General features: G+C 50.2%; 23 protein-coding genes and 1 pseudogene. 16 read left to right on the top strand and 8 right to left on the bottom strand.

Annotated elements, in window-relative coordinates; translation table 11 throughout:
* Positions 1-20 precede the first annotated feature (20 nt).
* The 3 genes from SYK_RS09765 to SYK_RS09755 are packed head-to-tail and all read right to left on the bottom strand — an operon-like array spanning position 21 to position 4,787.
* Entirely contained in the window at positions 21-3,131 is a 3,111-nt protein-coding gene (locus tag SYK_RS09765) for an efflux RND transporter permease subunit (RefSeq protein ID WP_281760072.1), read from the bottom strand.
* Positions 3,128-4,162: an efflux RND transporter periplasmic adaptor subunit gene (locus SYK_RS09760; protein WP_281760071.1), complete on the bottom strand. Its 1,035-nt coding sequence runs from the start codon at positions 4,160-4,162 to the stop codon at positions 3,128-3,130. The genes SYK_RS09765 and SYK_RS09760 overlap by 4 nt, the downstream gene beginning before the upstream one ends.
* Entirely contained in the window at positions 4,155-4,787 is a 633-nt protein-coding gene (locus SYK_RS09755) for a TetR/AcrR family transcriptional regulator (RefSeq protein ID WP_281760070.1), read from the bottom strand. Before SYK_RS09755 ends, SYK_RS09760 begins: the two co-directional genes overlap by 8 nt.
* Before the next feature lie 296 nt (positions 4,788-5,083).
* On the opposite strand from SYK_RS09755, the gene SYK_RS09750 reads away from it, so the two are divergent.
* Together SYK_RS09750 and SYK_RS09745 are read left to right on the top strand one after the other, a co-directional pair.
* Positions 5,084-5,278, top strand: a complete 195-nt coding sequence (locus SYK_RS09750) for a hypothetical protein (RefSeq protein WP_281760069.1) — start codon at positions 5,084-5,086, stop codon at positions 5,276-5,278.
* Complete coding sequence (locus tag SYK_RS09745) at positions 5,279-6,175, top strand: ubiquinone/menaquinone biosynthesis methyltransferase (RefSeq protein ID WP_281760068.1); 897 nt, start codon at positions 5,279-5,281, stop codon at positions 6,173-6,175.
* Here the strand turns inward: SYK_RS09745 and SYK_RS09740 are convergent.
* Positions 6,144-6,350: a DUF2065 domain-containing protein gene (locus SYK_RS09740; protein ID WP_281760067.1), complete on the bottom strand. Its 207-nt coding sequence runs from the start codon at positions 6,348-6,350 to the stop codon at positions 6,144-6,146. The genes SYK_RS09745 and SYK_RS09740 overlap by 32 nt on opposite strands.
* 59 nt (positions 6,351-6,409) lie before the next feature.
* Between SYK_RS09740 and SYK_RS09735 the strand changes: the two genes are divergently transcribed.
* From SYK_RS09735 to SYK_RS09680, 12 genes and pseudogenes are all read left to right on the top strand, one after another.
* On the top strand, positions 6,410-7,732 hold the full coding sequence (locus tag SYK_RS09735; protein ID WP_281760066.1) for a nucleotide sugar dehydrogenase: 1,323 nt from the start codon (positions 6,410-6,412) through the stop codon (positions 7,730-7,732).
* Positions 7,733-7,741: 9 nt separating this feature from the next.
* Positions 7,742-8,431, top strand: a complete 690-nt coding sequence (gene mqnB / locus SYK_RS09730) for a futalosine hydrolase (protein WP_281760065.1) — start codon at positions 7,742-7,744, stop codon at positions 8,429-8,431.
* A gap of 45 nt (positions 8,432-8,476) precedes the next feature.
* The gene (locus SYK_RS09725) at positions 8,477-9,445 is read left to right on the top strand and encodes a polyprenyl synthetase family protein (RefSeq protein WP_281760064.1); all 969 of its coding nucleotides are present in this window, start codon (positions 8,477-8,479) and stop codon (positions 9,443-9,445) included.
* A gap of 105 nt (positions 9,446-9,550) precedes the next feature.
* Positions 9,551-12,547: a phosphoribosylformylglycinamidine synthase subunit PurS gene (locus SYK_RS09720; RefSeq protein WP_281760063.1), complete on the top strand. Its 2,997-nt coding sequence runs from the start codon at positions 9,551-9,553 to the stop codon at positions 12,545-12,547.
* Positions 12,548-12,665: 118 nt separating this feature from the next.
* Positions 12,666-13,151 carry a cytochrome c family protein gene (locus SYK_RS09715; RefSeq protein WP_281760062.1) on the top strand — a complete coding sequence of 162 codons (486 nt, stop codon included), beginning with the start codon at positions 12,666-12,668 and terminating at the stop codon, positions 13,149-13,151.
* Between the two features lie 8 nt (positions 13,152-13,159).
* Positions 13,160-15,178 (top strand): methyl-accepting chemotaxis protein, encoded by a 2,019-nt coding sequence (locus SYK_RS09710; protein WP_281760061.1) that lies wholly within the window; start codon positions 13,160-13,162, stop codon positions 15,176-15,178.
* Positions 15,179-15,417: 239 nt separating this feature from the next.
* A complete protein-coding gene (locus SYK_RS09705; protein WP_281760060.1) occupies positions 15,418-15,816 on the top strand; it encodes a Fur family transcriptional regulator in 399 nt (132 codons plus the stop codon).
* Between the two features lie 313 nt (positions 15,817-16,129).
* Complete coding sequence (gene rbr / locus SYK_RS09700; RefSeq protein ID WP_281760059.1) at positions 16,130-16,702, top strand: rubrerythrin; 573 nt, start codon at positions 16,130-16,132, stop codon at positions 16,700-16,702.
* Between the two features lie 26 nt (positions 16,703-16,728).
* Positions 16,729-17,112, top strand: a complete 384-nt coding sequence (locus SYK_RS09695) for a desulfoferrodoxin (protein WP_281760058.1) — start codon at positions 16,729-16,731, stop codon at positions 17,110-17,112.
* A 109-nt stretch (positions 17,113-17,221) separates the two neighbouring features.
* Positions 17,222-17,434, top strand: a pseudogene (locus SYK_RS09690) (rubredoxin); the annotation flags it as partial.
* A gap of 48 nt (positions 17,435-17,482) precedes the next feature.
* Complete coding sequence (gene rd / locus SYK_RS09685; protein ID WP_431194132.1) at positions 17,483-17,671, top strand: rubredoxin; 189 nt, start codon at positions 17,483-17,485, stop codon at positions 17,669-17,671.
* A 95-nt stretch (positions 17,672-17,766) separates the two neighbouring features.
* Positions 17,767-18,969: an FprA family A-type flavoprotein gene (locus SYK_RS09680; RefSeq protein WP_281760057.1), complete on the top strand. Its 1,203-nt coding sequence runs from the start codon at positions 17,767-17,769 to the stop codon at positions 18,967-18,969.
* A gap of 74 nt (positions 18,970-19,043) precedes the next feature.
* Here SYK_RS09680 and SYK_RS09675 read toward each other — a convergent pair whose 3' ends face one another.
* The 4 genes from SYK_RS09675 to SYK_RS09660 form a co-directional block, all read right to left on the bottom strand.
* Positions 19,044-19,505: a YaiI/YqxD family protein gene (locus SYK_RS09675; protein WP_281763262.1), complete on the bottom strand. Its 462-nt coding sequence runs from the start codon at positions 19,503-19,505 to the stop codon at positions 19,044-19,046.
* An 18-nt stretch (positions 19,506-19,523) separates the two neighbouring features.
* Positions 19,524-19,721 (bottom strand): YwbE family protein, encoded by a 198-nt coding sequence (locus tag SYK_RS09670; RefSeq protein WP_281760056.1) that lies wholly within the window; start codon positions 19,719-19,721, stop codon positions 19,524-19,526.
* 74 nt (positions 19,722-19,795) lie between these two features.
* Entirely contained in the window at positions 19,796-20,308 is a 513-nt protein-coding gene (locus tag SYK_RS09665; RefSeq protein ID WP_281760055.1) for a hypothetical protein, read from the bottom strand.
* Between the two features lie 67 nt (positions 20,309-20,375).
* A complete protein-coding gene (locus SYK_RS09660; RefSeq protein WP_281760054.1) occupies positions 20,376-21,425 on the bottom strand; it encodes an OmpA family protein in 1,050 nt (349 codons plus the stop codon).
* Positions 21,426-21,666: 241 nt separating this feature from the next.
* Between SYK_RS09660 and rfaD the strand changes: the two genes are divergently transcribed.
* Positions 21,667-22,647 carry an ADP-glyceromanno-heptose 6-epimerase gene (rfaD, locus tag SYK_RS09655; RefSeq protein WP_281760053.1) on the top strand — a complete coding sequence of 327 codons (981 nt, stop codon included), beginning with the start codon at positions 21,667-21,669 and terminating at the stop codon, positions 22,645-22,647.
* Between the two features lie 12 nt (positions 22,648-22,659).
* Positions 22,660-25,050: an LPS-assembly protein LptD gene (locus SYK_RS09650; RefSeq protein ID WP_281760052.1), complete on the top strand. Its 2,391-nt coding sequence runs from the start codon at positions 22,660-22,662 to the stop codon at positions 25,048-25,050.
* Position 25,051: the final 1 nt, after the last annotated feature.

The raw sequence follows: 25,051 nt of genomic DNA, 5'->3' as shown, positions 1-25,051 counted from the left end.
TTTGATATGGATGGTTTGGGTTATGCTTTGGCTTCGGCTCGTTTTTTTGCACGAATCTTAAACGATTCTTGTAATGAGCAAAGGCAGGGTACGACTACTAGAGTCAGAATGGTGGCGATGCCGAGACCGAAAATAACGGCCACGGCCATGGGGCCCCACCACTGAGAGCTTTCGCTGCCAGTGTCCAAACGGAAGTTGATGAAGTCGAAGCTTACACCCGTTGCCATGGGCACCAGCCCCAACACCGTTGTGATGGCGGTGAGCAGCACTGGGCGGAATCGGGTCAGACCCGCTTCGATGATGGCTTCACGCGCTTCTACGCCTCGCAGTTTCAATTGTTCATAGTAGTCAATGAGCACGATGGCATTATTGACAACCACGCCTGCAAGACTGAGCACGCCGACGCCGGTCATGATGACGCCGAAGGCCGTGCCGGTAATTAGCAGGCCGACCATGACGCCTCCCAGTGACAGGATGACAGCGGTCAGGATGATAAACGGTGTGGAGATGGAATTGAATTGGGTGACCAATACGATGAAGATGAGGAATAGGGCTGCAGTGAACGCGGTCTCCAAAAATGAGGAGGCCTTGCGTTGCTCTTCCTGCTCGCCGGTGAACTGATAGCTGTAGCCACGTGGGAATTCGAATTCGGTCAGCCGGGTTTTGATATCCGTAATAACATCTTCAGCCAGTCTGCCTGATACATCGGCAGATAATGTGACCACACGCTTTTGGTCGATACGGTTGATGCCGCCGAGTCCTCCACCCAAGGTCACCGTGCATAAGCTGGTGATGGGGATAGGCTCGCCATTGGGGCCGGAAACCGTGATCCGTTTGATGTCCTCAAGCGAATTACGGTCCTTTTTAGGCAGACGAGCGACGATATCGTATTCATCCTTGCCTTCGCGGTAGACACCGACTTTGAGGCCGTTGATGGCGGTTTTGACGGCCCGTGAGATGGTGTAGGCATCCACGCCGAGCAGAGCCGCTTTTTCTTTGTCTACATCCACGCGGATTTCAGGTTTGGCAGCCACATAGTTGTCTTTGAGGTCAACCATGCCGGGTACGTCCCTGATGGCGCGTTTGATGGCTCCGGCCAATGCGCCGAGTTTGCGCAGGTCTGTGCCGTATATTTCAAGATTGACGGGGTCGCCGGTGGGCGGTCCCATTTTTTCGGATTCAGCCTGAATCTCTACGCCACGGATGGCGGCTTGAAGTTTGTCGCGGATCTCACTTGTGATTTCCGACGAAGGCCGTGAGCGATCCTGAATGTCCATGAAGTCGAGTTTGACCAGACTGTAATGTGTGCCGATTTCATCGGATGAACCGGATTCACCCGTGTTGGCTATGATGTATTCAATATCTTTGTAATCTTTGGTGATGTCCTCGACCACGCGCACGATAGCATCCGATGCGTCCAAATTGGTGCCGATGGGAGCCTTGATTTTGACGTCCGTGCGTTTAGGCTCGGTCGTAGGCAGAAACTCCACGCCTTTGCCGAATGCGCCGAAGGCTACGATGGACACCACAAGGAATGCAAAGGACAGGCCGAGGACCGTGAGCCTATGGTTCAGGGACCATTCCAAAATAGGCCGGTACAAGTCCTTGAATCGTTCCATCATGCGGTCAATGGCGCTTGGTTTCACTTTCTCATCGACATTGGGGATGCCTTGAAACTTGGCAGACAGGACGGGATTGATGACTAGAGCCACAAACAGGGAGGCGAACAGGGCTATGATGACCGTAATGGGCAGATAGCTCATGAATTCGCCCATGATACCGGGCCAGAAAATCATGGGGAAGAATGCGCCCACCGTGGTCAGAGTGGAGGCTATAACCGGCCAGGCCACTTCGTCTGTGGCGTCATGGGCTGCCTGAATTCGGGTTTTCCCCATGTGCATGTGTCGGTAGATATTTTCCACGACCACAATGCCGTTGTCCACGAGCATGCCGAGGCTGAGGATGAGTGAGAACAGCACAACCATGTTCAGTGTGATGGAGACAATGTCCAGTACGCTGAAGGTAATGAGCATGGATAACGGGATCGCCAGTGATACGAACAAGGCTGACCGTCCTCCGATAAAGGCGAAGACGACGATCAGCACCAACAGCAGGCCGGTGATGATGTTGTTCTGGAGGTCGGCGACCATATTGCGGATGTCATCCGATTTGTCGGCGGTCAGATCGATGGCCAGTGTAGGCGGCAGGATTTCCCGTTCTTCATCAATGATGCGTTTGACTGCGTCGTTGATCTCGATGATGTTTTCGCCTGCCCGTTTCTTGACTTCGATGGTCACGGATTGTTTGCCGTTGAAACGGCTGATGGATGTCGGGTCTTTGTAATGGTCGCGAATGGTGGCGATATCTCTCAGATAGACGGGTCTACCATCCTGTGAGTGGACCACGATTCGGTCGATTTCATCCGGTGTTTTGAAGTCGGCAGGTACACGAACAAGGTATTTGGCTTGTCCGATCTCCACAGAACCACCGGGGGTGTTGACGTTGGCGTTGCTTACTGATTTGAGCAGGCTGGACAGTGGGATGTTGTAGAAGGCTACGCGGTCCATGTCGAATTCCACATGGATTTCGCGCTCAAGACCACCGATGATTTTGGCCTCCAGTACACCCGGAACTGCTTCAATGAGATCTTCTAGCCCTTCTGCAAAGACTTTGAGTCGTTTTAATGTGAACGGACCGGACAGCACCACGTTCAGAATGGGCATCTCCGAAAGATTGACTTCGTTGATCATCGGATCGTCAGGGAGATCCTGAGGCAGGTCGGGCTTGGCCTGGTCCACCTTATCGCGCACTTTTTGCAAGGCATCGTCGATGTCCACGCCGGGGTTGAACTCGACCTTGATGATGGACACGCCATCGTCGGAGATGGAAGAGATTTCCTTGGTGCCGGATAATCCGGTGAGCTTTCGTTCGATGGGCATCGTGACCAATGTTTCCATATCTTCTGGGGCTACGCCTTCAAAGGTAGTTTGTACGAAGATATAGGGGATGGTGATGTCCGGGTCGCTTTCCCTGGGCAGTGATGCGTAGCTCGCAAGACCGGCTATGATGATGAAGACCAACAGCACCATGACGGTGGACTGTCGGTTGAGGGCAGCCTTGTTGATGATCATTGTGCGTTCACCTTGGTTCCGTCTTCAACCAGTGTGTGACCTGATACGATCAACTTGTCGCCAATCTTGAGGCCTTTGGTGACTTGTGCGTGGTCGCCTTCGACAACGCCGATTTCGATGGTACGGGCACGGGCCACGCCATCTTCTTCAACGTAGAGCAGTCGTTCCCCACCCTGATTGATGATGGCGTAAAGTGGAGTGGTAACTGCGTTTTTGAGGACGCGACGCTCCAAAGAGACGCGGGCGAGCATGCCTGCGCGGATTGCTCCGTCAGGATTATCGGTGAGTACGCGAGTTTCAAAGGTTTTGGATGCATTGTCTGCTTTGAAAGAGATGAAATCCACAACGCCTTTCCAGACGCGGCCGGGGATGGCGTCCACGGTGACAGTCACTTCCAGCCCTTTTTTGATATAAGGGATATCCATTTCAGGCACGTTGATGGTCGTGCGGATGACGGACGGATCAACAATGTCCACGAACATGTCACCGGCCTTCACCCGTTCGCCGCGATCCAGATACAAGTGGTTGACGATCCCGGAAATGGGAGCACGGACCACGCCGTATTCAACGTTGACTTGCATTTCGCGCAGGGAGGCTTCGGAACGGGCCAGTTCAGCTTCCATGCGGTCAAATTCCTCTTTGGCCAGAACACCCTTTTTCAGGAGTTCGCGACGACGACGGAGCTGTTCGGTGACGAGCTTTTTGGTGGCCTTTGCCTGATCGAACCGTGCGCCGCTGGAAGAGACATCCAGTCGGCCGATAAGGGCGTTCCTTTTTACCCGGTCTCCTTCCTTGACGCCGAGCCATATAACAGTACCGGAGCTTTCCGAGGACACGCAGACATCGTCGTCTGGTTCTGTTGCACCGGGCAGGTTGAGCATGTCGATCATGGTGATCGGTTCAACCTTTGAGGTGACGACCCTGACCGCTTTGGATTCGATCATTTTCGCTTCGGTGGGTGTGTCGTTACAGCCTGTGGTGACAAGCATGATGGCGCACAGGGATACGAGAGTAAGATATTTTTTATACATGGCATTTCTCTTTGATGGCTTTAAGTCCGCCCAAGGCGAACGTGGTCAGGAAGTCCGTCGAAAAGTCGAGGTCCTCTATGGTTTGCAAGGCGAACTTTGGATCATCCATGGCCATGAGGAAATAATGGGTCGTCATGGATGTGGCGGCGATGCAGGCATTGTGGATGACTTCGGGATCTTCGCAGGGAGAGATCAGTTCTTTGATGACTGGATATATGACTTTTTGCTCCAGCTCCTTGTGGCACTCGAAGACTTCAGGTTTGTGATCTTCAGCAGTCAATTCCTGCAATATGAGCCGGACTCTGTTTAATGTGAGCCCCTCGGGGTCGTTGTATACGCATAAAGAACCCAGTTCGGCGTAGATGTATTCGCGGAATTTTTCTTCTGGCGTTGTCTTGGTATCCATGCGTTTTTGAAGGTCGGCTTTTTCGACAAACTCCTCCATCCAGAGGGCGAGAACTCTATAGAAAAGGTTCTGCTTGTCGCCGAAATGATAGTTGACGGCCGCGACGTTGACGTCGGCGATAGCACAGATATCGCGGACTCTTGTCTTGTCAAAACCTTTTTCACAGAAGACGTCGCTTGCTGCAAAAAGTATCTTGTTCCGTGTCGTTTCTTTGCTCATGACTTCTCCATACGTTCTATTCAATCAGCATTTTAAACAGTGTTTGAAATGTCCGTATAGAGGGACTCCATATTTGTGTCAATGGAAGAATTAAACATTGTTTAAATCCGTGTTTGGTTTGTGCGGCTTGGAGCCCCTAAATACCTCGACGGAACGGGGTGGGGCATGCTACTAAATTTCCAAAAAAGAAAGGGGCTTTTCGGTTTCTTCCTTTTTTCCCGCCCGGCACCCTGACTATGTTGGTCAAGGCCATTTCCCACCGGGCGGTTTTTTCCATTGAAACCCGGGAGATTATAATGGATAAGATTGACAAGCAGGCCTTGCAGGTCGCCAAGGAAGTGGTGATCAAATTTATCGAGGTCGGACGTATTTCCCCTTCCAATTTTGGGCAGAATTTTGATGTCATCTACAAGGACGTCATGCGTACTGTCACCGGCCAGACTGTCGGAGATGGCTCTCGCGAGGCTGAACTGGCGGAAAAGAGCGAATAGATGACCAAGCCAGAATGCCAATCCCACACTGGCGCGAGTACCCACGCAGAGCATGGCAAACGAGTGGCCGACATGTTTGGTCGAATTGCCGGATGGTATGATTTCTTGAATCATGCCTTGTCGTTGGGGCAGGATATTTATTGGCGTTATCGTTTGGCTAAGGCTGCGCGGCCTGCCCCTGATGGTATCGTGCTCGATCTTGCTGCCGGGACCATGGATGTTTCCGTGGAACTGCTCAGACAATATCCGGGATGCAAAGTTGCGGCCTTGGATTTCGCGCTGCCCATGCTTGAGAATGGCAAGGTAAAAAAACTCAAGAAAGGCCGTGAATCGCGTATTTTCCCGGTTCAGGCTGATGGTCGAGCACTGCCTTTGCCTGATGAGTCCATGTCAGCGGCCACTATCGCCTTTGGTATCCGTAACATCTTGCCGCGTGAAGATGCCTATGCCGAATTTTATCGGGTGCTCAAGCCCGGTGCACGACTTTGTATTCTTGAGTTCGGAACAGGCTCCAAGCGGGTCTGGAAAGGGCTGTACAATTTTTATCTCGACAAATTGCTTCCTTTCATAGGAGACCGGATTTCCGGTGATCCTTTCGCGTATAGATATCTCGCAGAGACCATCAAGAGTTTTCCAGATGAGCGAGCGCTCGGTAATGAACTGCTTTCAGCTGGATTCGAGCGTGTCTATAATGTGCCGTTGATGTCTGGCATTGTGTATTTGCATGTGGCTGAAAAGCCTGTCCAAACGGTAAAGGCTTCAGCCCCCGAGGGTGCGCTGATACCGAAGACGACTGTGCCCAAAAAGAAAGCCGCCCCGAAAAAGGCGGCTGAGAAAGCAAAGAAAAATCCGATCAAGAAAAAACCTAAGGGTGCAAAGAGCGTCCAAACGAAATAACGAGCAGGCCGAGAATAATTGCGGCTAGACCGATGAACCGCAGGAACTTTGGTGGTTGCTCAGCCAGTCGAATAAGCATGAGCGGCATGCGCTCGGCAAAGAGAAAATAGGGAATGCCTTCGAAAACAAAGGCTAACCCCACCGCAAGGATAAGAAGCGACCAGTCGATGTTCATGGCAAATAGATAGCCATAGAACAGTGTCGGTGTCCACCCGAACGGGTTAATGGAGAATAATGAGCATGATTTCTTTTGATCAATTGAAGAGCAAGGCCGACAGTATCGCTATTGTTGGACTGGGTTATGTGGGATTGCCACTGGCCGTGGCTCTGGGGCGTCATTTCAATGTTATTGGTGTCGATGTCTCCGAAAAGCGTGTGGCAGAATTGAACCAGCGTATCGACCGTACCAATGAGGTGGACTTTTCCACGGTTGGTGACGATGTGGATTTGACCTTTTCGGCCGATTTGGCTGATTTGGCGAAGGCTCGGCTTATTCTGGTGGCTGTGCCGACACCCATCGACGAATTTCGTAGCCCTGATTTGCGTCCGGTTAAGGGTGCGAGTGAGTCTGTGGGCAAGCATTTACAACGTGGTTCCGTGGTCGTTTACGAATCCACGGTATATCCCGGCCTGACTGAAGAAATTTGTGTCCCGATCCTTGAAGCCGAGTCCGGTCTCAAGTGCGGCGAGGATTTCTGGGTGGGTTATTCTCCCGAGCGGATTAATCCCGGCGATAAGATTCACCGGCTGGAGACCATCGTCAAGGTTGTAGCTGGCCAGAATGAGGAGTCCGGCAAGCTGTTGCAGGATGTTTACGGTACCGTGGTCAAGGCTGGAACACATCTGGCCCCGGATATTCGTACGGCGGAAGCTGCCAAGGTTATCGAGAACACTCAGCGCGATCTGAATATTGCGCTTATGAATGAACTTGCTCTGATTTTTGATACCATGGGCATCGATACGTTGGATGTACTCGAGGCCTCCGGTACAAAATGGAATTTCCTGCCTTTTCGCCCTGGTTTGGTGGGCGGACACTGTATCGGTGTTGATCCGTATTATCTGACCTTCAAGGCCGAGGCCATGGGATTCCACCCTCATGTTATTCTAGCTGGTCGTGAGATCAACGATAATATGGGCAAGTTTATTGCCGAATCCACCATCAAGCGGCTTATCAATAATGACTGCAAGATCAAGGGTGCCCGTATTGGTGTGCTCGGTTTGACTTTCAAGGAAAATGTGCCAGATCTGCGCAATACGCGGGTGGTCGATATCCTTGAGGAATTGAATGATTACGGCGTGGATATCCTGGTGCATGACGCCGAGGCGGATCATGAAGAAGCCCGTGATGTTTTGGGTATCGAATTGTGTGAGCTGGACGAAATGCGAAATTTGGATGCGTTGATACTGGCCGTGTCTCATGATGAGTACGCGACTATCCCGGTTGCTGATTTGAAAGGGTGGTTTGCCAATCCCGACACCGCACTGATTGTGGATGTGAAAGGCTTTTTCGACCGCGCAGAACTTGAAGCTGAAGATATCGCATATTGGCGATTGTAAGGATTCCACATGATTGTAGTAGTGACGGCAACCCCCAATGAGATGAAAGCTGTTTTTCCTGATGCGCCGAGAATGGCACAGGGGGAAATGGTGGAACATGACTTCAATGGGCACACCCTGCTTCTGGCCGTGACCGGTGTGGGGCTGGTGAATACGGCCTTGATACTCGGAGCTCTTCTGGAGCGGGATGATGTAGATGGTGTGGTCAACATGGGTATTGCCGGAGCCTATGATTTGGATGAATTCCCCATGTTGTCCACCTGCTATTGCTGGCAGGAAACATGGCCCGAATATGGTCTGCTGGATGAAGAGGGGAGTGTTGATCCCAAGGGGATCGGGTTTCCGCAGGGTCAAGCTGATGGGCAGATCGTCTGGAATCGGGTCAAGCTGAATCCGGTGAATGATGCCAAAGTTATGGAACTGACGCTGGGGGACAAATGGCTGCGTGCCTCTTCTGTCACTGTCAGTAGTGTAACTGGTACTCCCGAGCGGGCAGGCTGGCTCAAGGTGTCCTGCAATGCCAACGTGGAGAATATGGAAGGCTTCGGAATGGCTTATGGCACCAAACGGGCGGATATGCCCTTTTTGGAAGTGAGGACCATTTCCAATATGGTCGGTTCCCGTGATGCCGAGGATTGGGATTTGAAAGGAGCGCTCAGGCGGCTCGGCGAGGCTGCCGAAACGCTTTTTACCGCGTAAAACGGGGCTTGCCCCTCAACCCGCAACCTGACATAGTATTGAGATATGGAAGAACTTTTACGATATTTTCAACGAGAACTCCCTGAGATCAACGGTTTTCTCGACAAAGAGGCCGATCAGCTGAATGGGCTGGTCCGGGATGTTGCCAAGCATATTATCGGCTCTGGCGGTAAACGTATCCGGCCCCTACTCACCTTGTTGTTTGCCCGTTCGCTCGGGTATGACAAGGATGATCATCACGCCATTGCCTGTTCGCTTGAGCTGTTGCATTCGGCCACACTGCTGCATGACGACTATCTCGACGATGCCGAGTTGCGGCGTGGCAGACCTGCTGCGCATCTGGTCTTTGGCCGTACCGAGACTATTCTGGCAGGCGATGCCCTGTTGGCCTTGGCCAATGAGATGGCTGCCCGCTACGGCAATGCCAAGCTTTCCTGGTTGCTGGCCAAAGGCACCATGGAAACCGCTGTGGGCGAGATCGAGGAAATAGCTTTTTCCAAAGATCCTTCTTTGGACCGTCAGACCTATATGGAAATCATCATCGGCAAGACAGCTCGACTCATTGAGTGTGCCTGTCGATGCGGTGCTGTTTTGGCCGGGGCGACTCCAGAACAGGAGGATGCAGCCGGTGAATACGGTCTGAACCTTGGCATCGCATTCCAATTGGTGGACGATGCTTTGGATTATGCGTCTCCCACTTCCGAGACCGGCAAGCCTGAAGGCGGCGATCTTAAGGAAGGTAAGGTCACATTGCCGTTGATTTTGCTCATGGAAGAAGGCGATGAAGCCGGGTGTGAAACTCTGCTGGAGGCCCTCAAGGAGAAGTCGCTGACAGACGAGCAGTGTCAAGATCTTTTGGCGCAGGTGAGGGAAGGCCGATATTCGGAGAAGACTCGCGAAGAGGCCGCGGCGTATGTGGAGAAGGCCAAGGCGTGTTTGGATGGTTTCGAGCCTGGGGAAGAACTCTCCGTGCTTAAACAGGCTGCGGATTTTGTGCTGACCAGAACCAAGTAATTTCAGGCCGGTTCCCAGGCAGGGGATCGGCCTTCTGCTTTTAATAAAATGTGCGGTTGCCTGTCGACATGCCAATGCGCGGCAGCCGGTGAGGAGAGATCTATCATGTTGTGTCGTATCGTCGTTGGACTAAAGCAAGGCGTCCGTGACGTGCTGGGTGAGCGAGTCGCCCGCAAGATCAAGAGTGAACTTGGTATGGATGTTCAAGACATTCGCATTGTCAATGTTTTTACTCTGGAAGGATTGTCGCAGGAGCAGGTTGATATGGCTCTGGAGCGAGCAGCCCTGCACGATCCGGTTCTGCATGAAGTGGCACTTAAGCCGCTGGCACGTGATTTTGACTGGATTGTCGAGGTCGGGTTCCGTCCTGGTGTGACTGACAACGAAGGTCGTACCGCTCGGGAAACACTCGGTGTGGCTCTCGGGTTGGACAAAGAGGCTTTGGAAGGGGTCAAGGTTTATACCTCCAAACAGTACCTCATATGCGCTGACATGAACGAGACTGATATTCAGCATGTGTCCAAGGACCTGTTGGCCAACGAATTGATTCAGCGGTATGAGTACAAGTCCACGGGAACATGGAAGTCCGATCCCGGCTTTGAGGCCAAGGCTGCTCGTGTTACAGGGCAGGCTTCCGACGAAGTGGTCATTATTCCCTTGTCCACCATGTCCGATCAGGAAATGACAGACTTTTCTCGCGCCAATACCTTGGCCTTGTCTCTGCGTGAGATGCATGACATCCGCAGTTACTACGCTGATTCTGCAGTCCGAACCGAGCGTGAGTCCATGGGCATGTCTGTGGACCCCACTGACGCAGAGATTGAAGTGCTGGCCCAGACATGGTCCGAGCACTGCAAACATAAGATTTTCAGCGCGAAGATTAGCTATGAGAACACTGAAACTGGCAAGACCATAGAGCTTTCCAGTCTTTACAAGACGTTCATTCAGGGTTCCACCAAGCAGATTCGCGAGCGTAATGCCGCCATCCGGGAAGGCGGTGACTACTGTCTGTCGGTTTTCAAGGATAATGCCGGTGTCATTGGTTTTTCCGACACCATGAATGTGTGTGTGAAGATGGAGACGCATAACTCTCCCTCCGCCCTTGACCCTTACGGCGGAGCATTGACAGGCATCGTGGGTGTTAACCGTGATCCCATGGGCACAGGTATTGGTGCGAACCTCCTGTGCAACACCGATGTGTTCTGTTTTGCCGATCCTTTTTATGAAGGCGAATTGCCTCCGAGATTGCTGCATCCCCGTCGTGTGTTCGAAGGTGTTCGTGAAGGCGTTGAACACGGCGGCAACAAGTCCGGTATTCCCACGGTGAATGGTTCCATTGTGTTCGATGAGCGTTATCTCGGTAAGCCTTTGGTTTACTGCGGTACCATCGGCACCATGCCGGTAACCGTGGCAGGTAAACCTTCCCACGAGAAATGCGCGTTGCCTGGCGACATCATTGTCATGTCAGGTGGTCGAATCGGTGCGGACGGTATTCATGGTGCAACGTTCTCCTCTGAAGAACTGCACGAAGGAAGTCCGGCCACAGCCGTCCAGATTGGCGACCCCATTACTCAGCGCAAGATGTATGATTTCCTTATGCGTGCCCGTGATCGCGGCCTGTATAACGCCATCACCGACAACGGTGCGGGCGGCTTGTCCTCCTCCGTGGGTGAGATGGCCGAAGATTCCGGTGGGTTTGATATGGATCTTGCCAAGGCCCCGCTCAAGTATGACGGATTGAAGCCTTGGGAAATTCTTATTTCCGAAGCGCAGGAACGCATGACCATGGCTGTCCCGCCTGAGAAACTCGACGACTTCATGGCTCTGTCCGTGGAGATGGATGTTGAGTCCACGGCTCTTGGCCATTATACCGATTCCGGCAAGTATCTGGTCCGTTACGGTGACAAGATCGTCACCTGTCTGGATATGGAATTTCTGCATAATGGCGTGCCGCAGATGGAACTGACCGCCATTTGGGAGCGGCCCGAATTTGTAAAAGATGAAGTTCCGGTTCCTGAAGATCAAAGCGGTCTGCTTAAGGACATGCTCGGCAGACTTAATATTTGTTCTAAGGAATACGTGGTCCGTCAGTATGACCATGAAGTTCAGGGCAAATCCGCGATCAAACCCATGGTGGGCGTCAAGGCTGACGGTCCGTCTGATGCCGGTGTGATTCGTCCTGAATTCGGCACGGACAAGGGGCTGGTTGTCTCCCACGGTATCTGTCCGCAATTCTCTGACTACGACACCTATTGGATGATGGCCAACGCCATTGATGAAGGTATTCGTAACGCCGTGGCTGTTGGCGGTGACGTCAATTATATGGCCGGTTGTGACAACTTCTGCTGGTGCGACCCGGTTCAGTCCGAATCCACCCCTGATGGTCGTTACAAGTTGGCTCAGCTGGTGCGTGCGAATCAGGCTCTGGCTCATTACTGCCTCGGTTTTGGTGTTCCATGTGTCTCCGGCAAGGATTCCATGAAGAACGATTACAAGGGCGGCGGCCAGAAGATTTCCATTCCGCCGACCGTGCTGTTCTCGGTCATCGGTGTTATCCCGGACGTAAACAAGTGCCTGACTTCGGATTTTAAGAAGGGTGACGATCTTGTGTATGTGCTCGGTCTGACTCGTCCTGAGTTGGGTGGTAGTGAAGTCGTGCAACAACTTGGATTTTCCAATCCCGATGTACCTCAGGTCGATCTGATCTCCGCAAAAACTCGGTACGAAGCCGTCTTTGCAGCAACGCAGAATGATTTGATCACCGCCTGTCACGACTGCTCTGATGGTGGTTTGGGCGTGGCTCTGGCTGAAATGTGTATCGGTGGCCGTCTGGGAGCCGAAGTGGACTTGTCCAAGGTTCCCACCTGCGGCGACATGAATGTGACCAGCCTACTTTATTCCGAGTCTGCTAGCCGATTTGTGGTGTCTGTTGATAGTGCAAATAAGGATGCTTTTGAAAAACAGTTCGCGGGCCAAACTTTTGCTTGCATAGGCAAAGTAACTGATGACCCTCAACTTATTGTTGAATATGCCGATAATACAGTGTTGCGGGAAGAGGTTGATGCTTTGGCAGGGGCGTTTAAAGCAACATTGGATTGGTAGTAGCGAATCGATTTCAGCGAGTACTTTACCTGCTTGGAAAAACCATCTATGAAATACGGAATTATATCGGGAGGGTGATGGCCCTCCCGAGTGTTCTACACGTTACGGGGGTTGGTTCATGTTGAAGAGAGCGGTTTGGTACAAAGGAAGCCTTATTCTCGTTGTGGCCGCTTTTGTTGTCACGGTTGCAATGGCGAGCGTTGGTCGGACGAATTCCGGTCAATACGTTGGCTCTGAATCGTGCGGCGAATGTCACGAAGAGGAATATGGAAATTTTATAAAATTTGCGAAAAAAGCCCATTCGGGTAAATCCGTAAAAATTATGGCTTCTGACCTGAATCAGGAGGAGCTTGCTGAATGTTATTCCTGTCATATGACAGGATACGGTCAACCGGGTGGTTTCGTCAGCTTTGAGCAGACGCCGGGATTGGCCGACTGTGGTTGCGAGGTCTGTCATGGACCTGGCTATGACCACGTGGAGTCGGGAGGGGACTCCGATTTGATCAAGGGCAGCCTGAGTATGGAAGACTGCACTTCTTGTCACAATCCCCAAAGGATTGACGCGTTTGACTTCAAGCCGCTGCTCTACGGCGGGGCGCACTAGGGGGCAGTATGAAATTTATCAGGAAATCCCTTGGCGTCAAAGTCATCCTGCTTTCTTCCATCTTGACGGTGGTCGCATTCGCAGGACTGTTCATCTACAATTCTATTTCTACAAGGGATCATACCCTGCATGAAGTTGAGTCAGCCGCTGAACGTGTGGCTGATATGCTGTATATTGCCATCGAAGATCCCATGGCAGTGGGGGATAACGAAGGTACCGAGATCAAATTCGAGGATATGGCCGCACGGTACCCGGATACCAAAGTCTATATGACTGACTATAAGGGTGAGGTTACCTACGCCACTGAGCCTGAAGCCGAAAGAAAGAATATTTTCAAGATTCGTCATGAAAATGGGCTTCCCGATCTTATTCGGAAGAGTTTGAAAGAAAAGATCGTTGCGGGTGAACTCATGGATATCGACGGCAAATTGCATTTTGCCGAGGTGAAATCAATTGAGAATAGTGCTGAGTGTTATCATTGTCATGGCAGGAGCCGGAAAATTCTTGGTTCCATGGTCGTGGCCATTGATGTCAGCCCACAGTTCAATGCCCTTAAGGACAACCAATTCAAGTCCGCAGCAATCTCTGTTTTTGGCGTGATTGCATTGCTGACAGCCCTGATCATTTTCATGCGTCGGGCAATTGTTAATCGCATTACAAACATCGCAGCCACCACAGAAGAAGTGAGCAAAGGCAATCTTGATGCCAAGTTTACGGTGACAGGCAGCGATGAACTTGGCTCCCTGTCGCGATATCTCGGTGAGATGGTTGATCAGATCAGGGATCAACTTCAGTACAATCAGAGCGTACTCGATGGCATTGTGGTGCCGCTCTTCGTGTCGGATAAGGACTTGCGTCTTCAGTTTATCAATCCGCCTCTGCGGACAATTCTTGGTCTCTCGGAAGAGGAGGTCAAGGGACGGTTTGTTTCCGATATCTTCGTCTGTGATTCTGAGAATGAGGCCACTTGTAATGCGGCTGACGTCATTGGTCTTGGCGAGCCTGTTACCGGGCGATTCGTTTACCAGCGTAATGACGGTGTAGACTTCCCACTCCTCTTTGAGGCTTCTCCTCTTAAGGATGCAGAAGGCAAGGCTGTGGGCGTCATCTGTGTGCTTATTGATCTGACCCGTGAGGAAGAGGACAAGAAGAACATTGATTTGCAACGGCAGAATCTGCTGGTGGTCGCCAACGAAGTCACCGAAGTTGCCAACAGGCTTAATGAGGCTTCTGACGCTTTGTCTGACCATATGCGTGAACTGGCTCGTGGTGTGGATACTACGGCAGATCAGACCAGTCAGGTCGCAACGGCCATGGAAGAAATGAATGCCACTGTTCTTGAAGTGGCCAGAAACGCTTCCGAGACTGCCGAGGCTTCCAACCGAGCCAACAAGGTTGCCGCTGATGGCGGTACCGTGGTTGGTGAAACTGTGGTCGAAATTAACACTGTGGCTGATATCACTGAAAATCTGGCAGTAGCCTTGGGCTCCTTGTCCAGTCGTGCAGAAAATATCGGCAAGGTCATGGCTGTTATTAATGATATAGCTGACCAGACCAATCTGTTGGCTTTGAATGCAGCTATTGAGGCTGCCCGAGCTGGTGAAGCCGGTCGCGGCTTTGCGGTTGTTGCTGATGAAGTCAGGAAGCTGGCTGAGAAAACCATGGATGCTACCAAGGAAGTGGAAGGTGCCATTTCTTTGATTCAGCAGTCCACGGCAGATGTCGTCAAGGAAATGGACAGTGCTAAGGAACGTGTGCTCAATACGTCTGGCATGGCCCAGAAAGCCGGTGGTGTACTGGACGAAATCGTGCAGCATTCCAACTCCATAGCGGACAGAGTCAACGGGATCGCAGCGGCGGCCGAACAACAATCCTCGACATCCGATGAAATTAATACTCGGGTGACGCAGATTAATGATCTGTCGCAAGAAGTCCTTTCCGGCATCCAGGAATCCAATCGTGGTATTCTGGAGGTTTCGGAAATGGCACAGAACCTGTCGGAACTCGTAGCCAAGTTCCGTAATTAGAGACATCCTGAATATAATGAAAAGAGGCCCGACAATAGTCGGGTCTTTTTTTTTGCGTCAACATGAAGGGTAAGAATTCGTTTTTAGAACGAAAAGTCCGCAAAATAGCATGCTTCAGCCATTTGCACGAAATCAAATTCTACGTTAGTGGGAACTGTTACAAAACGACAGATGATACATCTTGACAGTTGCTGTTTTTGTTAATAGTAATTGTTATTAAATAAATCGGAGGATTCTCCATGGCGCATGAAATGGGTTTTCGCCTTTCCAAACAACGGAAAGTGATATTGGAAGAATTGCAGAAGGTGACATGTCACCCCACTGCAGATGAAGTCTATGATATGGTTCGCAAGATCATTCCCCGTATCAGTCTTGGTACGGTGTACAGAAATCTTGAATTCCTTTCGTCTCAAGGATTAATTCTCAAGCTGGGTGGCCCTGGTGAACAGAAACGATTTGATGGGACAGCTGAACCCCATCCTCATATCAGATGTGAAATTTGTACCGCAGTTGCTGATGTGGAATGTGATATTGTCATTCCGCAATTGCCTGAAGAATATGCTGCGGGTTATAAAATTCTGAATACTAATGTCGAATTCGTGGGCATTTGCCCAAAGTGTCAGAAAGAACAGCAGTAAATATGAATTCGTGACACACTGTTCCTGTGAGCAGTTACGAGCCAGACAGGGAGTCCCTTGTCTGGCTCGTGTCGTTTATCAACATGATTTTTCTGTTTATTTTTAAGAAAAGTAACTTGACAGCATTAAAATTATTAATTAGGAATGATTCCTAGTTAATGAGCGTGGTCAAAATCATATCGTGCAACCTCTGCATAATCGTGTTTTTGATGAGACAAAATAATACGACAACGCCAAATATTTGGTGTAATGAACTGGTGAAAACTCACTAATCAGCATCAACCCGGCATTCAGTCGGGTAGGAGGAGCTTCAATGTCGCTCAAAGGTACACAGACTGAAAAGAATCTTTTGACCGCTTTCATCGGCGAGTCTCAGGCCCGTAACAAATACACCTATTTTGCCAGCGTGGCGAAAAAGGAAGGATACGTTCAGATATTCAATATTTTTACGGAAACAGCCAATCATGAAAAGGAACACGCCAAGCGTTTGTTCAAATTTCTTGAAGGTGGCGACGCTGAAATTACAGCGACTTTCCCTGCTGGAAAGATCGGCACCACGCTGGAAAATTTGTATGCAGCAGCCGCCGGAGAGAAAGAAGAACACGAATGCATGTACCCTGATTTTGCCAAGATCGCACGGGACGAAGGTTTTACCGAGATCGCCTGTGTCATGGAGAACATCGCCATTGCCGAGGCATATCATGAGGAACGTTACAAGTCTTTGATAGCCAATATCGAGGCCGGTAAAGTTTTTAAAAAGGATACTGAAATCGTGTGGCGATGCCAGAACTGTGGCTATAACCATACCGGTACGACTGCTCCCGCCAAGTGTCCGGCCTGTGATCATCCCCAGGCTCATTTCGAAATGAAAGATACCAACTGGTAAACCACATTATTTAAGGAGATTGAGACATGGGAATCAAAATGGGTGAAATTTACAAGTGTGAAGCGTGTGGTAACATCGTCTTGGCTATTCATGAAGGCGCTGGAGACCTCGTTTGTTGCGGTCAGGACATGGTTCTTATGGCCGAGAATACCGTCGATGCCGCTGTCGAAAAGCATGTGCCTGTCATGACCAAGGATGGCGACAAGATTACCGTCAAGGTCGGTGAGGTTGCTCATCCTATGGAAGAAAAACATTATATTGAGTGGATTGAAGTCATGGTCGGTGACACCTGTTTTGTCAAAATGATTAAACCCGGAGATGCTCCTGAAGCCGAGTTCTGTGCTTGTGGCCTGTCCGGTGATATCTCAGTGAGAGCATATTGCAATCTGCACGGCCTCTGGGCTGCGTAGTTTGACGTCAGGAGTGGGACATCCGTATCACTCTTGATGTTTAAAAAGACATCTGTACGGGCGGGCTTTGATGCCCGCCCTTTTTACCCCAAATTTTTGTGGAGCAGCCATGGCAAATCCGGAAGAAATGTATCAATGCCAGACCGTGAATTGCGGGTATATATACAACCCTGATAAGGGTGACCGCAGGGGGAAGATCCCCAAAGGAACTTTTTTCAAAGACATCCCGGATGAATGGCGATGCCCTATCTGCGGTGGCACCAAGAAGTGCTTTCGTCCCCTTATGGGGCCAGGATCAACCAAAGCTGATTGTGAATTGCCGGTTGAAACAAACCCGGATAAGTTGACAGCGGCGGCGGCGACTGCGAATATGACAGACCAAAAGGAGAATGGACCCATGCAGAAATATGTGTGTGAAATTTGCGGCTATGTGTACGACCCTGAGCAGGGTGACCCTGATTCCGACATCCCGGCTGGTACCAGTTTTGATGACCTGCCTGAAGACTGGTTGTGCCCCATTTGCGGCGCTCCCAAGGACAACTTTGTCCCGGAAGATTAAATTTTCGCCTGAAGACTTCGGGCCTGAGACGCGTGCTGTTGCTCGCGTCTCTTTTTGCCATAACGATTGATTGACTGTTCAATGTGGAGAGAGAAATGAAACCAGTTGAAATTAAGAATGATATTTTCTGGATTGGTTCGGTAGACTGGAATCGCCGGAATTTTCATGGCTATTCCAATTCCCCGATGGGAACTACGTACAATAACTTTTTGATCATGGATGAGAATGTTACCCTGGTCGACACCGTCGCGGAAGAGTTCTGGGGTACCCTCCAGTGCAATATCGCTCAGGTGTTGGGTGATCGCAAAATCGATTATTTTGTTATCAACCATCTTGAGCCCGATCACGCCGGTTGTCTGGCGTTGGCCATTGAAAAATACCAGCCCAAGAAAATTTATACTTCTCCCATGGGGCAGAAAGCCATGATGGCCCATTTCCATTACAAGGATTGGCCTGTTGAAGTGGTTCCCACCGGGACTGAAATTTGTATCGGCAAACGGCATCTTTCATTTATTGAGACCCGTATGCTGCACTGGCCTGATTCCATGTTGACCTACTGCCCGGAAGACAAAATAGCCTTTACCAATGACGCTTTTGGGCAGAACTGGGCTACTTCCGAGCGTTTCGCCGATGAAGTGGATCGCTATAAGTTGGAAGAACTGATGCGTTTCTACTACGCGAATATCGTGCTGCCATACTCCCCGGTCGTGCTCAAGACTATGAAGCTCTTGAAAGAAATGAATCTTGAGTTGGACATGCTCTGCCCTGATCACGGTCTTATGTTCCGTGGTGAAGATTGTCAGTGGGCCATGGACAAGTACGTTGAGTATGCTGAACAGAAGCCCAAGAACAAAGCCGTCATCGTCTATGATTCCATGTGGCATTCCACGGAGAAGATGGCCACAGCCGTGGCAAGCGCCTTGGTAGATGAAGGTGTCTCCGTGCGACTCATGTCCATGAAGTACAACCATCATTCCGAAGTTATGCACGAAGTCTTTGACTCCGCTGCCGTGATTCTTGGTTCCCCGACACACAATAATGGTATTTTGCCGCTTATGTCCGACATGATGACGTACATGAAGGGATTGCGTCCGAAGGACAAGATTGGTTCAGCCATCGGTTCCTTTGGTTGGTCCGGTGAGTGCGTCAAGGTCCTGACCCAGTGGCTGAACGACATGAATATGGAAGTCGTGGACCCGGTCAAGGTTAAGTATGTGCCTGATCACGATGCTTTGGCAAAATGCTACGAGCAGGGTAAGGCTATTGCTGCTGCCATTAAGGTAAAGCTTGCTGAATAGTAGTATTGTGACGTTTTGTAGCGTCATTTGAACAATGTGAGTTGTTTGAGAATAGAAATAAAAAGCCCGTCCTCTTAGAGGACGGGCTTTTTCATGTTTCGTGTCAGGAATCGGTCGAGTTGGTTGGTAAATTCCTGTTTGTCTTTAGGACCGATCGGTGGCGGGCCACCCGCTACCATTCCACCGCTACGGAGTTCTTCCGTAAGGTTGCGCATGCGTAGCAGGCCTTTGACATTATCCTCGGTGTACAACTCGCCACGAGGGTTGAGGCCAGTAGCACCTTTATCCACAATGGCATTTGCCAGAGGGATATCAGCAGTGATTACCAGATCGCCGGGTGAGACCTGACGGGCAATTTCATTGTCGGCTTCGTCAAAGCCGGAAGGGACAACAATGGAATTGATGAGAGGCGAAGATGGTACGGAAAGAGATATGTTGGCCACCAGTGTCAGTTTGACCTGACGCCGTGCGACAACCTTGTACAGAATGTCCTTGATAATATTGGGACAGGCGTCCGCATCGACCCATATGTGCATGGTCATGAAGGGACGACCTTATTCCGGGAGAATTTCTTTGACTCGTCCGACCTGACCGTCTTCAAGGCGAACCTTGATGCCATGGGGATGAGTTGGGGATTTTGTCAGGAGTTTGGCGACGACCCCCTGGGTCAGTCTGCCGGATCGTTGGTCTTTTTTCAGGACTATATTTACTTGCAAACCGGGGCTGATATCTTTTCTTTTCTGTCCGTCCATGATTGTTCCTGCTGGAGGGGAGACGCACGACAAGACCGAGCTGTGAGTTCGTCCTGCGAAGGTCAACCTTTTTGTTATTGCCAGCGGCCCTTTTTGTGGCTGAATATCTGGCGGTTGGGGATAATTGAGACTGGTTTGAATTCGCCTGTACGACATTTTTCAGGGGATAATGCAGTCGTTTCCATGATCATTTCACGGTAACTAAGAATCGCAACATATGGAATGGATTTTGAGCTGGAGCGGCGTACTTTGCAGACTACAGTTGCATAGTCGATGGCGTGATAGAGAGCTTTGTAGGAGCCGTTGGAAAGTTTGGTGATCTGCATGCGGCTTTTGGCCAGACGGTGGTTTCTGTCCATGGCTTTGACCCGGACTTTGGCAAAACGGGTGAAATCCGCATGTTTTTTAGCCAAGTCATGATCAAGATAAATCGGTAGATTTTTACTGGATACGGCTGGTGTTGTTGCGCTTGGAGCAGCTATTGCCACCTTGGTGGTGGCGGTAGTGTCTTGAGCATTTGCAGCGGGCACAAAAAAAGCCCCGGTCAGAAATGCGGCCAAAAAGGCTGATAAAACAAATGTCTTCATGGTGTTGAATCCTCTAACCAGAGCTATAGGCTGGGCGACAGTGTCGCCCAGCCATTTCTGTATAGCTCTACTTGGTTTGGATTTCAACCCTACGATTCAGCCTGCGGCCTTCCTTGGTGGTATTGTCATACTTCGGATTGGTTTCGCCATAGCCCTTGGCTTCCAGGCGGGAAGCGTCAATGCCGTTGGCGGTCAGCCATTCCACGACGGAGTTGGCGCGGCGTTCGGACAGACCCTGATTGTATGCTTCTGCACCGGTGGAGTCAGTGTAACCAGACACTTCGTACGTTGCTGCAGAGTCTTCTTCCAGAATCATCTTAGCCTGTTCAAGCACAGGAACCATCTCGTCGGTGATTGCATACTTGTCAAAGCCGAAGTTCAGGTTGAAAGATACAACTTCTTTGGCCATCGGGGTTACTACAGGAGCAGGTGTAGGTTCATCTGCGACTACATCGTAGAAAACCTGTTCTGCATACTGATCCATGGCTGCTGTGTTCATCAAGGTCGCTGCGTCGGTTGCTACGGAGCAGGGGAACGCCTTGCGGATGCCGTTGATGGTGGCTTCGCCAGCTGCGTTGTCGGCAAAGCTGACAACGTGGACACACAGGTTGTCGCCGTAAGTCTTGTACAGATCCTGAGCAACACCGACAGGGTCGGCGCCGATGTTGGAATCTCCATCAGTGAAGATAACCAGAGCGGTTTTACCCGACATGCTGGCAACTACAGGGGCGACATCTGCCAGGCCTGCGCCCAGAGGAGTGCTGCGATTGAAAATTTCATATTCAGTCGTGATACGATCCGCTGCAGCGTCTACAGAAGCCTTGTCGTATGCCTTGGGTGGGCATTTGGCTTCGAACGGGGCAAACATGAACACGGCAGAGTTGTAGTCAAGCTCGGGGATAGCCTTGTTCATTGCCTTGATCGTCTGTACGGCCAGATCGATCTTTTTCTCACCGAGACCTTCATGGGTCATGGCCATAGAGCCTGACTGGTCAACAAAGAGGATAAAATTATCGACTTGTTTGACCATCTTTGCACTTGCGGTTGCAGCCATGGCGAAGGTGAACACCATGACAGCGGCAAGAGTCAGCATGAGCATTTTTTTGGATTGATTCATGATTTCACTCCTTTAGAGATTATTTCCAATGAGTTTGAATAAGCTGGTGCCACATGTTTTATGAATATACGCAAGAGTTGTGCATGGCGCAAGGGGGGGCTGCTAAAAAATAATACAATAATAAATGTATGAAGGCGGCAGGAAAGTCCTGATTCTTCGGGTTGCGTCCCTGTCGCTAACACAGTATGTATAGTTGTTTACACCGTAACGGTGTGTCATTTTTCGTCAACGAGGAGATTTTATGTATATAGTCACGGGTGGCGCAGGGTTCATTGGCAGCGCCATGGTCTGGAAGCTCAACCAGATGGGTATCGATGACATTTTGGTTGTCGACAACCTCTCCACGAGTGAGAAATGGAGCAACCTTGTGGGGTTGCGCTATCAGGACTATTTGCACCGCGATCAGTTCCTCAAATTTATTCTTGAAGGCGATGATCAATTTGAAACTGATGCGGTTATCCATATGGGCGCCTGTTCTTCCACCACGGAACTGGATGCCGATTTCCTTATGGAAAATAATTACCGCTATACACAGTATGTATGTCGATTTTGCCTTGCCCATGGAGCACGGTTCATTAACGCTTCCAGCGCAGCGACCTATGGGAATGGCGAGTATGGTTTCAAGGACGACCATGATGGCATAGATAAACTCAGGCCGTTGAATATGTATGGCTATTCCAAGCAGCTGTTCGATATCTGGGCCAAGGATTCTGGTATTCTCGATCAGATTGTCAGTCTCAAGTTTTTCAATGTATTTGGGCCTAACGAATACCATAAAGATGATATGAAATCGGTCATCTGCAAAGCACACAAACAGATTTTGGAGACCGGCCAACTTAAATTGTTCAAATCCTACCGTGATGAATATCCCCACGGCGGTCAGAAGCGTGACTTCGTATATATTAAGGACTGCGTCGATATTATGGCTTGGTTTTTGGAACATAAGGATACGGGCGGCATCTTTAATATCGGTACAGGAACTGCAAGAACCTGGAATGATTTGGCCAATTCGGTTTTTACTGCGCTGGATAAAGAGCCGAATATTGAATATATTCCCATGCCTGAATCTATTCGTGATAAATATCAGTATTTTACCCAGGCAGACATGGGCAAGCTCTCAGCTGTTGGGTGCGACGTGAAAATGACGAGTCTCGAAGATGGGGCAAAGGATTACGTGCAAAATTATTTGAACCAGGACAACCCGTACCTGACATCCAGGTAGGAAGAGATTTTCTTGAAACGAAAGTTGACGCACATAGCTCTGGTCGCAGGAGCGATCCTTGTTCTCTCGTTGTGCCTGCCGTGGACACTCATCGGCAAGACTCCCGAGCCGAATCGGGTGCGTCGATACGTGCCCGAAGCCCCTGTCGAACAACCTGATCAAGCCGAATGGACTTTTTCCGCTGATCGGGTGGTGGGCGATCATACCAGTGAGTATATGGAAGCCTTTGGCAACTGCTCGTTGAGTCTTGGTGAGGATCAGTTGCGCGCTGATTTTGCACGGTATTATCAGTCCACGGGTTGGGTTTTCCTTAAGGGAAATATCCGAGCGCAGTGGGGTGGTGATTTCCTTCAGGCGGAGGAAGGCGAATTTGATCTGAATAACATGACTGGCTGGCTCAAGAAGGGCAAGTTGTTCATGGCCAAGCCGCATATTTATGTCGAAGCTGATCGGGTCGCCAAGAATAAAGGCGATAGCTATTCTTTCAAAAATGCCAAAGTTACGTCTTGTTCTGGAGAGAAGCCCGCGTGGTCTGTGACTTCCGAGGAAGGCGATGTCACTTTGGACGGTCGCGTTCATCTCTATCGTTCGGCCTTCCGCATCAAGGATGTACCGGTTTTTTATTGGCCGTATATGGCTTTACCCGGAAGAACCAAACGGCAGAGTGGCTTTCTCATCCCTTCTATTTCGAGCAGTAAAAAACTTGGTATGCAGGTCAACCTGCCGTATTATTGGGTTATCAACGACGAAATGGATGCCACTTTTTATCAGAATTACATGAGCAAGCGTGGCTACATGCAAGGCATTCAATTTAGGCACGCTGAAGACGCTGATACCAAGGGGTTGTGGCAGGTGGATGTGATGCGGGATAACCGTAGGGCATCCACTGAAGCTGACGAGTGGGATGATTATCAGGGAGACGGTCTGACCCGAAATAATCAGGATCGCTGGTGGGTCCGCAGTAAATATGATGGTTGGCTCGGCAGCCCCAAATGGAAGGTCAAGTTGGATCTTGATTTGGTATCTGATCAGAATTATTTGCGCGATTTTCAAGATGGTCCAACCGGGTTCGATACCGCCCGTGAAGATTTTGTTGATATTTTTGGTCGTGATATCGAGAACAAGGATTCCCTGGATCGTTTCAGTACCGCCTATATAAGTCGGAGTTGGGATCGATTCGGTGTGGTCGGATTGGTTCAGTATGATCAGAACCTGCGGTTTATGAACGACAATAATCCCACTGACAAGAACGATACAGTCCAGAAAATGCCAGAACTCGATGGTTTTGCTTTTCAGCAGTCGTTGTTTGGATCGCCGCTTGAAGTCTCCATGGGAACGAAATATAATTATTTTTATAGGGAATACGGAAACTCCGGTCACCGATTCCGTGTAACCCCTGAAGTGAAAATGCCCATCAAGACCAGTTTGTTGACACTGATTCCTTCGGTGTCTGCCGATTACACTGCCTACAGTCTGACCTCGCATGAAAAGACCGGCGAGCTTACAGTTGATGGGCCGGGTGGTCGAGATCAGGTTATCAACACCGACGAAATTAAAGGCGGTTTCCAGAGCCGTACCCTGTGGTCTGCCGGTTTCACTGCGTTTTCAGAAATGACCAAGACATTTACTATTAACGAAGCGGCTAAGCCGGAACTCAGTCTGGCAGGAACATCCCGCTGGACTCGCCTTAAACATTCCATCGTGCCTCGTGTACAATACGGGTACACCCCGACCGTTACCGGCCAGTCCAAGCTGCCGTATTTTGATGCCTATGACCGTATCGACGGGGAAAATAGGGTGACGTATTCGTTGACCAACACCCTCGACAGACGACGTGACAGTGTGATGTTGTCACCCGGCAAAGACGGCGAACCTGTGGCAAAAACTTCCATCGATTATCTGGATTTCCTGCTCTTCCGCGTGGAGCAGTCCTATGATTTGAAAGAGGGAAGTCGCAATGACCAGAGATCAAAATATGAGCGCCGTCCGTTCTCTGACGTCATGGCAGAATTGCGGATCAAACCGGATACGTTCATTGAGATCCTGACCAGAAACTGGTTCTCTCCATACATGAGCGACATGACCCAGAGCGAAACTTCGCTCAAGTTGCTCGATGATGACTTGGGTGAAATTGTTGTTGGTTACGATTTTCAGGCCGAAGTTGACGAATACCTGCGGGAACGGACAGATGAAATGTCCATCCTGAGGCTTGAAGCTAAGTGGCAGGCGTCTGAAGATTTTGCGATCAGCGGCAAGTACCGTCATGATTTCGTTTCGAGTCGTGATATTGAGCGGACGCTCCAACTTGATTGGGCGGCCGAGTGCTATTCATTGTATTTTGCCTTTACCCAGAAGCCTAATGACAATCAGTTTAAATTGGGTTTTGACCTCCTGAGTTTTTAGC

The sequence above is a fragment of the Pseudodesulfovibrio nedwellii genome (assembly GCF_027923765.1).
Lineage (GTDB): Bacteria > Desulfobacterota > Desulfovibrionia > Desulfovibrionales > Desulfovibrionaceae > Pseudodesulfovibrio > Pseudodesulfovibrio nedwellii.
The sequence above is the reverse complement of the archived record's forward strand: the minus strand, read 5'-3'. Positions and strand labels throughout refer to the sequence as shown.

Bases quoted from the DNA above. Each gene is read 5' to 3' on its own strand.
- SYK_RS09720 (WP_281760063.1), top strand. From the start codon at position 9,551: ATGTTGTGTCGTATCGTCGTTGGACTAAAGCAAGGCGTCCGTGACGTG.
- SYK_RS09765 (WP_281760072.1), bottom strand. From the start codon at position 3,131: ATGATCATCAACAAGGCTGCCCTCAACCGACAGTCCACCGTCATGGTG.
- SYK_RS09745 (WP_281760068.1), top strand. From the start codon at position 5,279: ATGACCAAGCCAGAATGCCAATCCCACACTGGCGCGAGTACCCACGCA.
- mqnB (WP_281760065.1), top strand. From the start codon at position 7,742: ATGATTGTAGTAGTGACGGCAACCCCCAATGAGATGAAAGCTGTTTTT.
- SYK_RS09675 (WP_281763262.1), bottom strand. From the start codon at position 19,505: ATGCACATATGGGTCGATGCGGACGCCTGTCCCAATATTATCAAGGAC.
- SYK_RS09710 (WP_281760061.1), top strand. From the start codon at position 13,160: ATGAAATTTATCAGGAAATCCCTTGGCGTCAAAGTCATCCTGCTTTCT.
- SYK_RS09695 (WP_281760058.1), top strand. From the start codon at position 16,729: ATGGGAATCAAAATGGGTGAAATTTACAAGTGTGAAGCGTGTGGTAAC.
- SYK_RS09715 (WP_281760062.1), top strand. From the start codon at position 12,666: ATGTTGAAGAGAGCGGTTTGGTACAAAGGAAGCCTTATTCTCGTTGTG.
- SYK_RS09735 (WP_281760066.1), top strand. From the start codon at position 6,410: ATGAGCATGATTTCTTTTGATCAATTGAAGAGCAAGGCCGACAGTATC.
- SYK_RS09725 (WP_281760064.1), top strand. From the start codon at position 8,477: ATGGAAGAACTTTTACGATATTTTCAACGAGAACTCCCTGAGATCAAC.
- SYK_RS09665 (WP_281760055.1), bottom strand. From the start codon at position 20,308: ATGAAGACATTTGTTTTATCAGCCTTTTTGGCCGCATTTCTGACCGGG.
- SYK_RS09670 (WP_281760056.1), bottom strand. From the start codon at position 19,721: ATGGACGGACAGAAAAGAAAAGATATCAGCCCCGGTTTGCAAGTAAAT.
- rfaD (WP_281760053.1), top strand. From the start codon at position 21,667: ATGTATATAGTCACGGGTGGCGCAGGGTTCATTGGCAGCGCCATGGTC.
- SYK_RS09680 (WP_281760057.1), top strand. From the start codon at position 17,767: ATGAAACCAGTTGAAATTAAGAATGATATTTTCTGGATTGGTTCGGTA.
- SYK_RS09705 (WP_281760060.1), top strand. From the start codon at position 15,418: ATGGCGCATGAAATGGGTTTTCGCCTTTCCAAACAACGGAAAGTGATA.
- SYK_RS09750 (WP_281760069.1), top strand. From the start codon at position 5,084: ATGGATAAGATTGACAAGCAGGCCTTGCAGGTCGCCAAGGAAGTGGTG.
- SYK_RS09760 (WP_281760071.1), bottom strand. From the start codon at position 4,162: ATGTATAAAAAATATCTTACTCTCGTATCCCTGTGCGCCATCATGCTT.
- SYK_RS09740 (WP_281760067.1), bottom strand. From the start codon at position 6,350: ATGAACATCGACTGGTCGCTTCTTATCCTTGCGGTGGGGTTAGCCTTT.
- rbr (WP_281760059.1), top strand. From the start codon at position 16,130: ATGTCGCTCAAAGGTACACAGACTGAAAAGAATCTTTTGACCGCTTTC.
- rd (WP_431194132.1), top strand. From the start codon at position 17,483: ATGACAGACCAAAAGGAGAATGGACCCATGCAGAAATATGTGTGTGAA.
- SYK_RS09660 (WP_281760054.1), bottom strand. From the start codon at position 21,425: ATGAATCAATCCAAAAAAATGCTCATGCTGACTCTTGCCGCTGTCATG.
- SYK_RS09755 (WP_281760070.1), bottom strand. From the start codon at position 4,787: ATGAGCAAAGAAACGACACGGAACAAGATACTTTTTGCAGCAAGCGAC.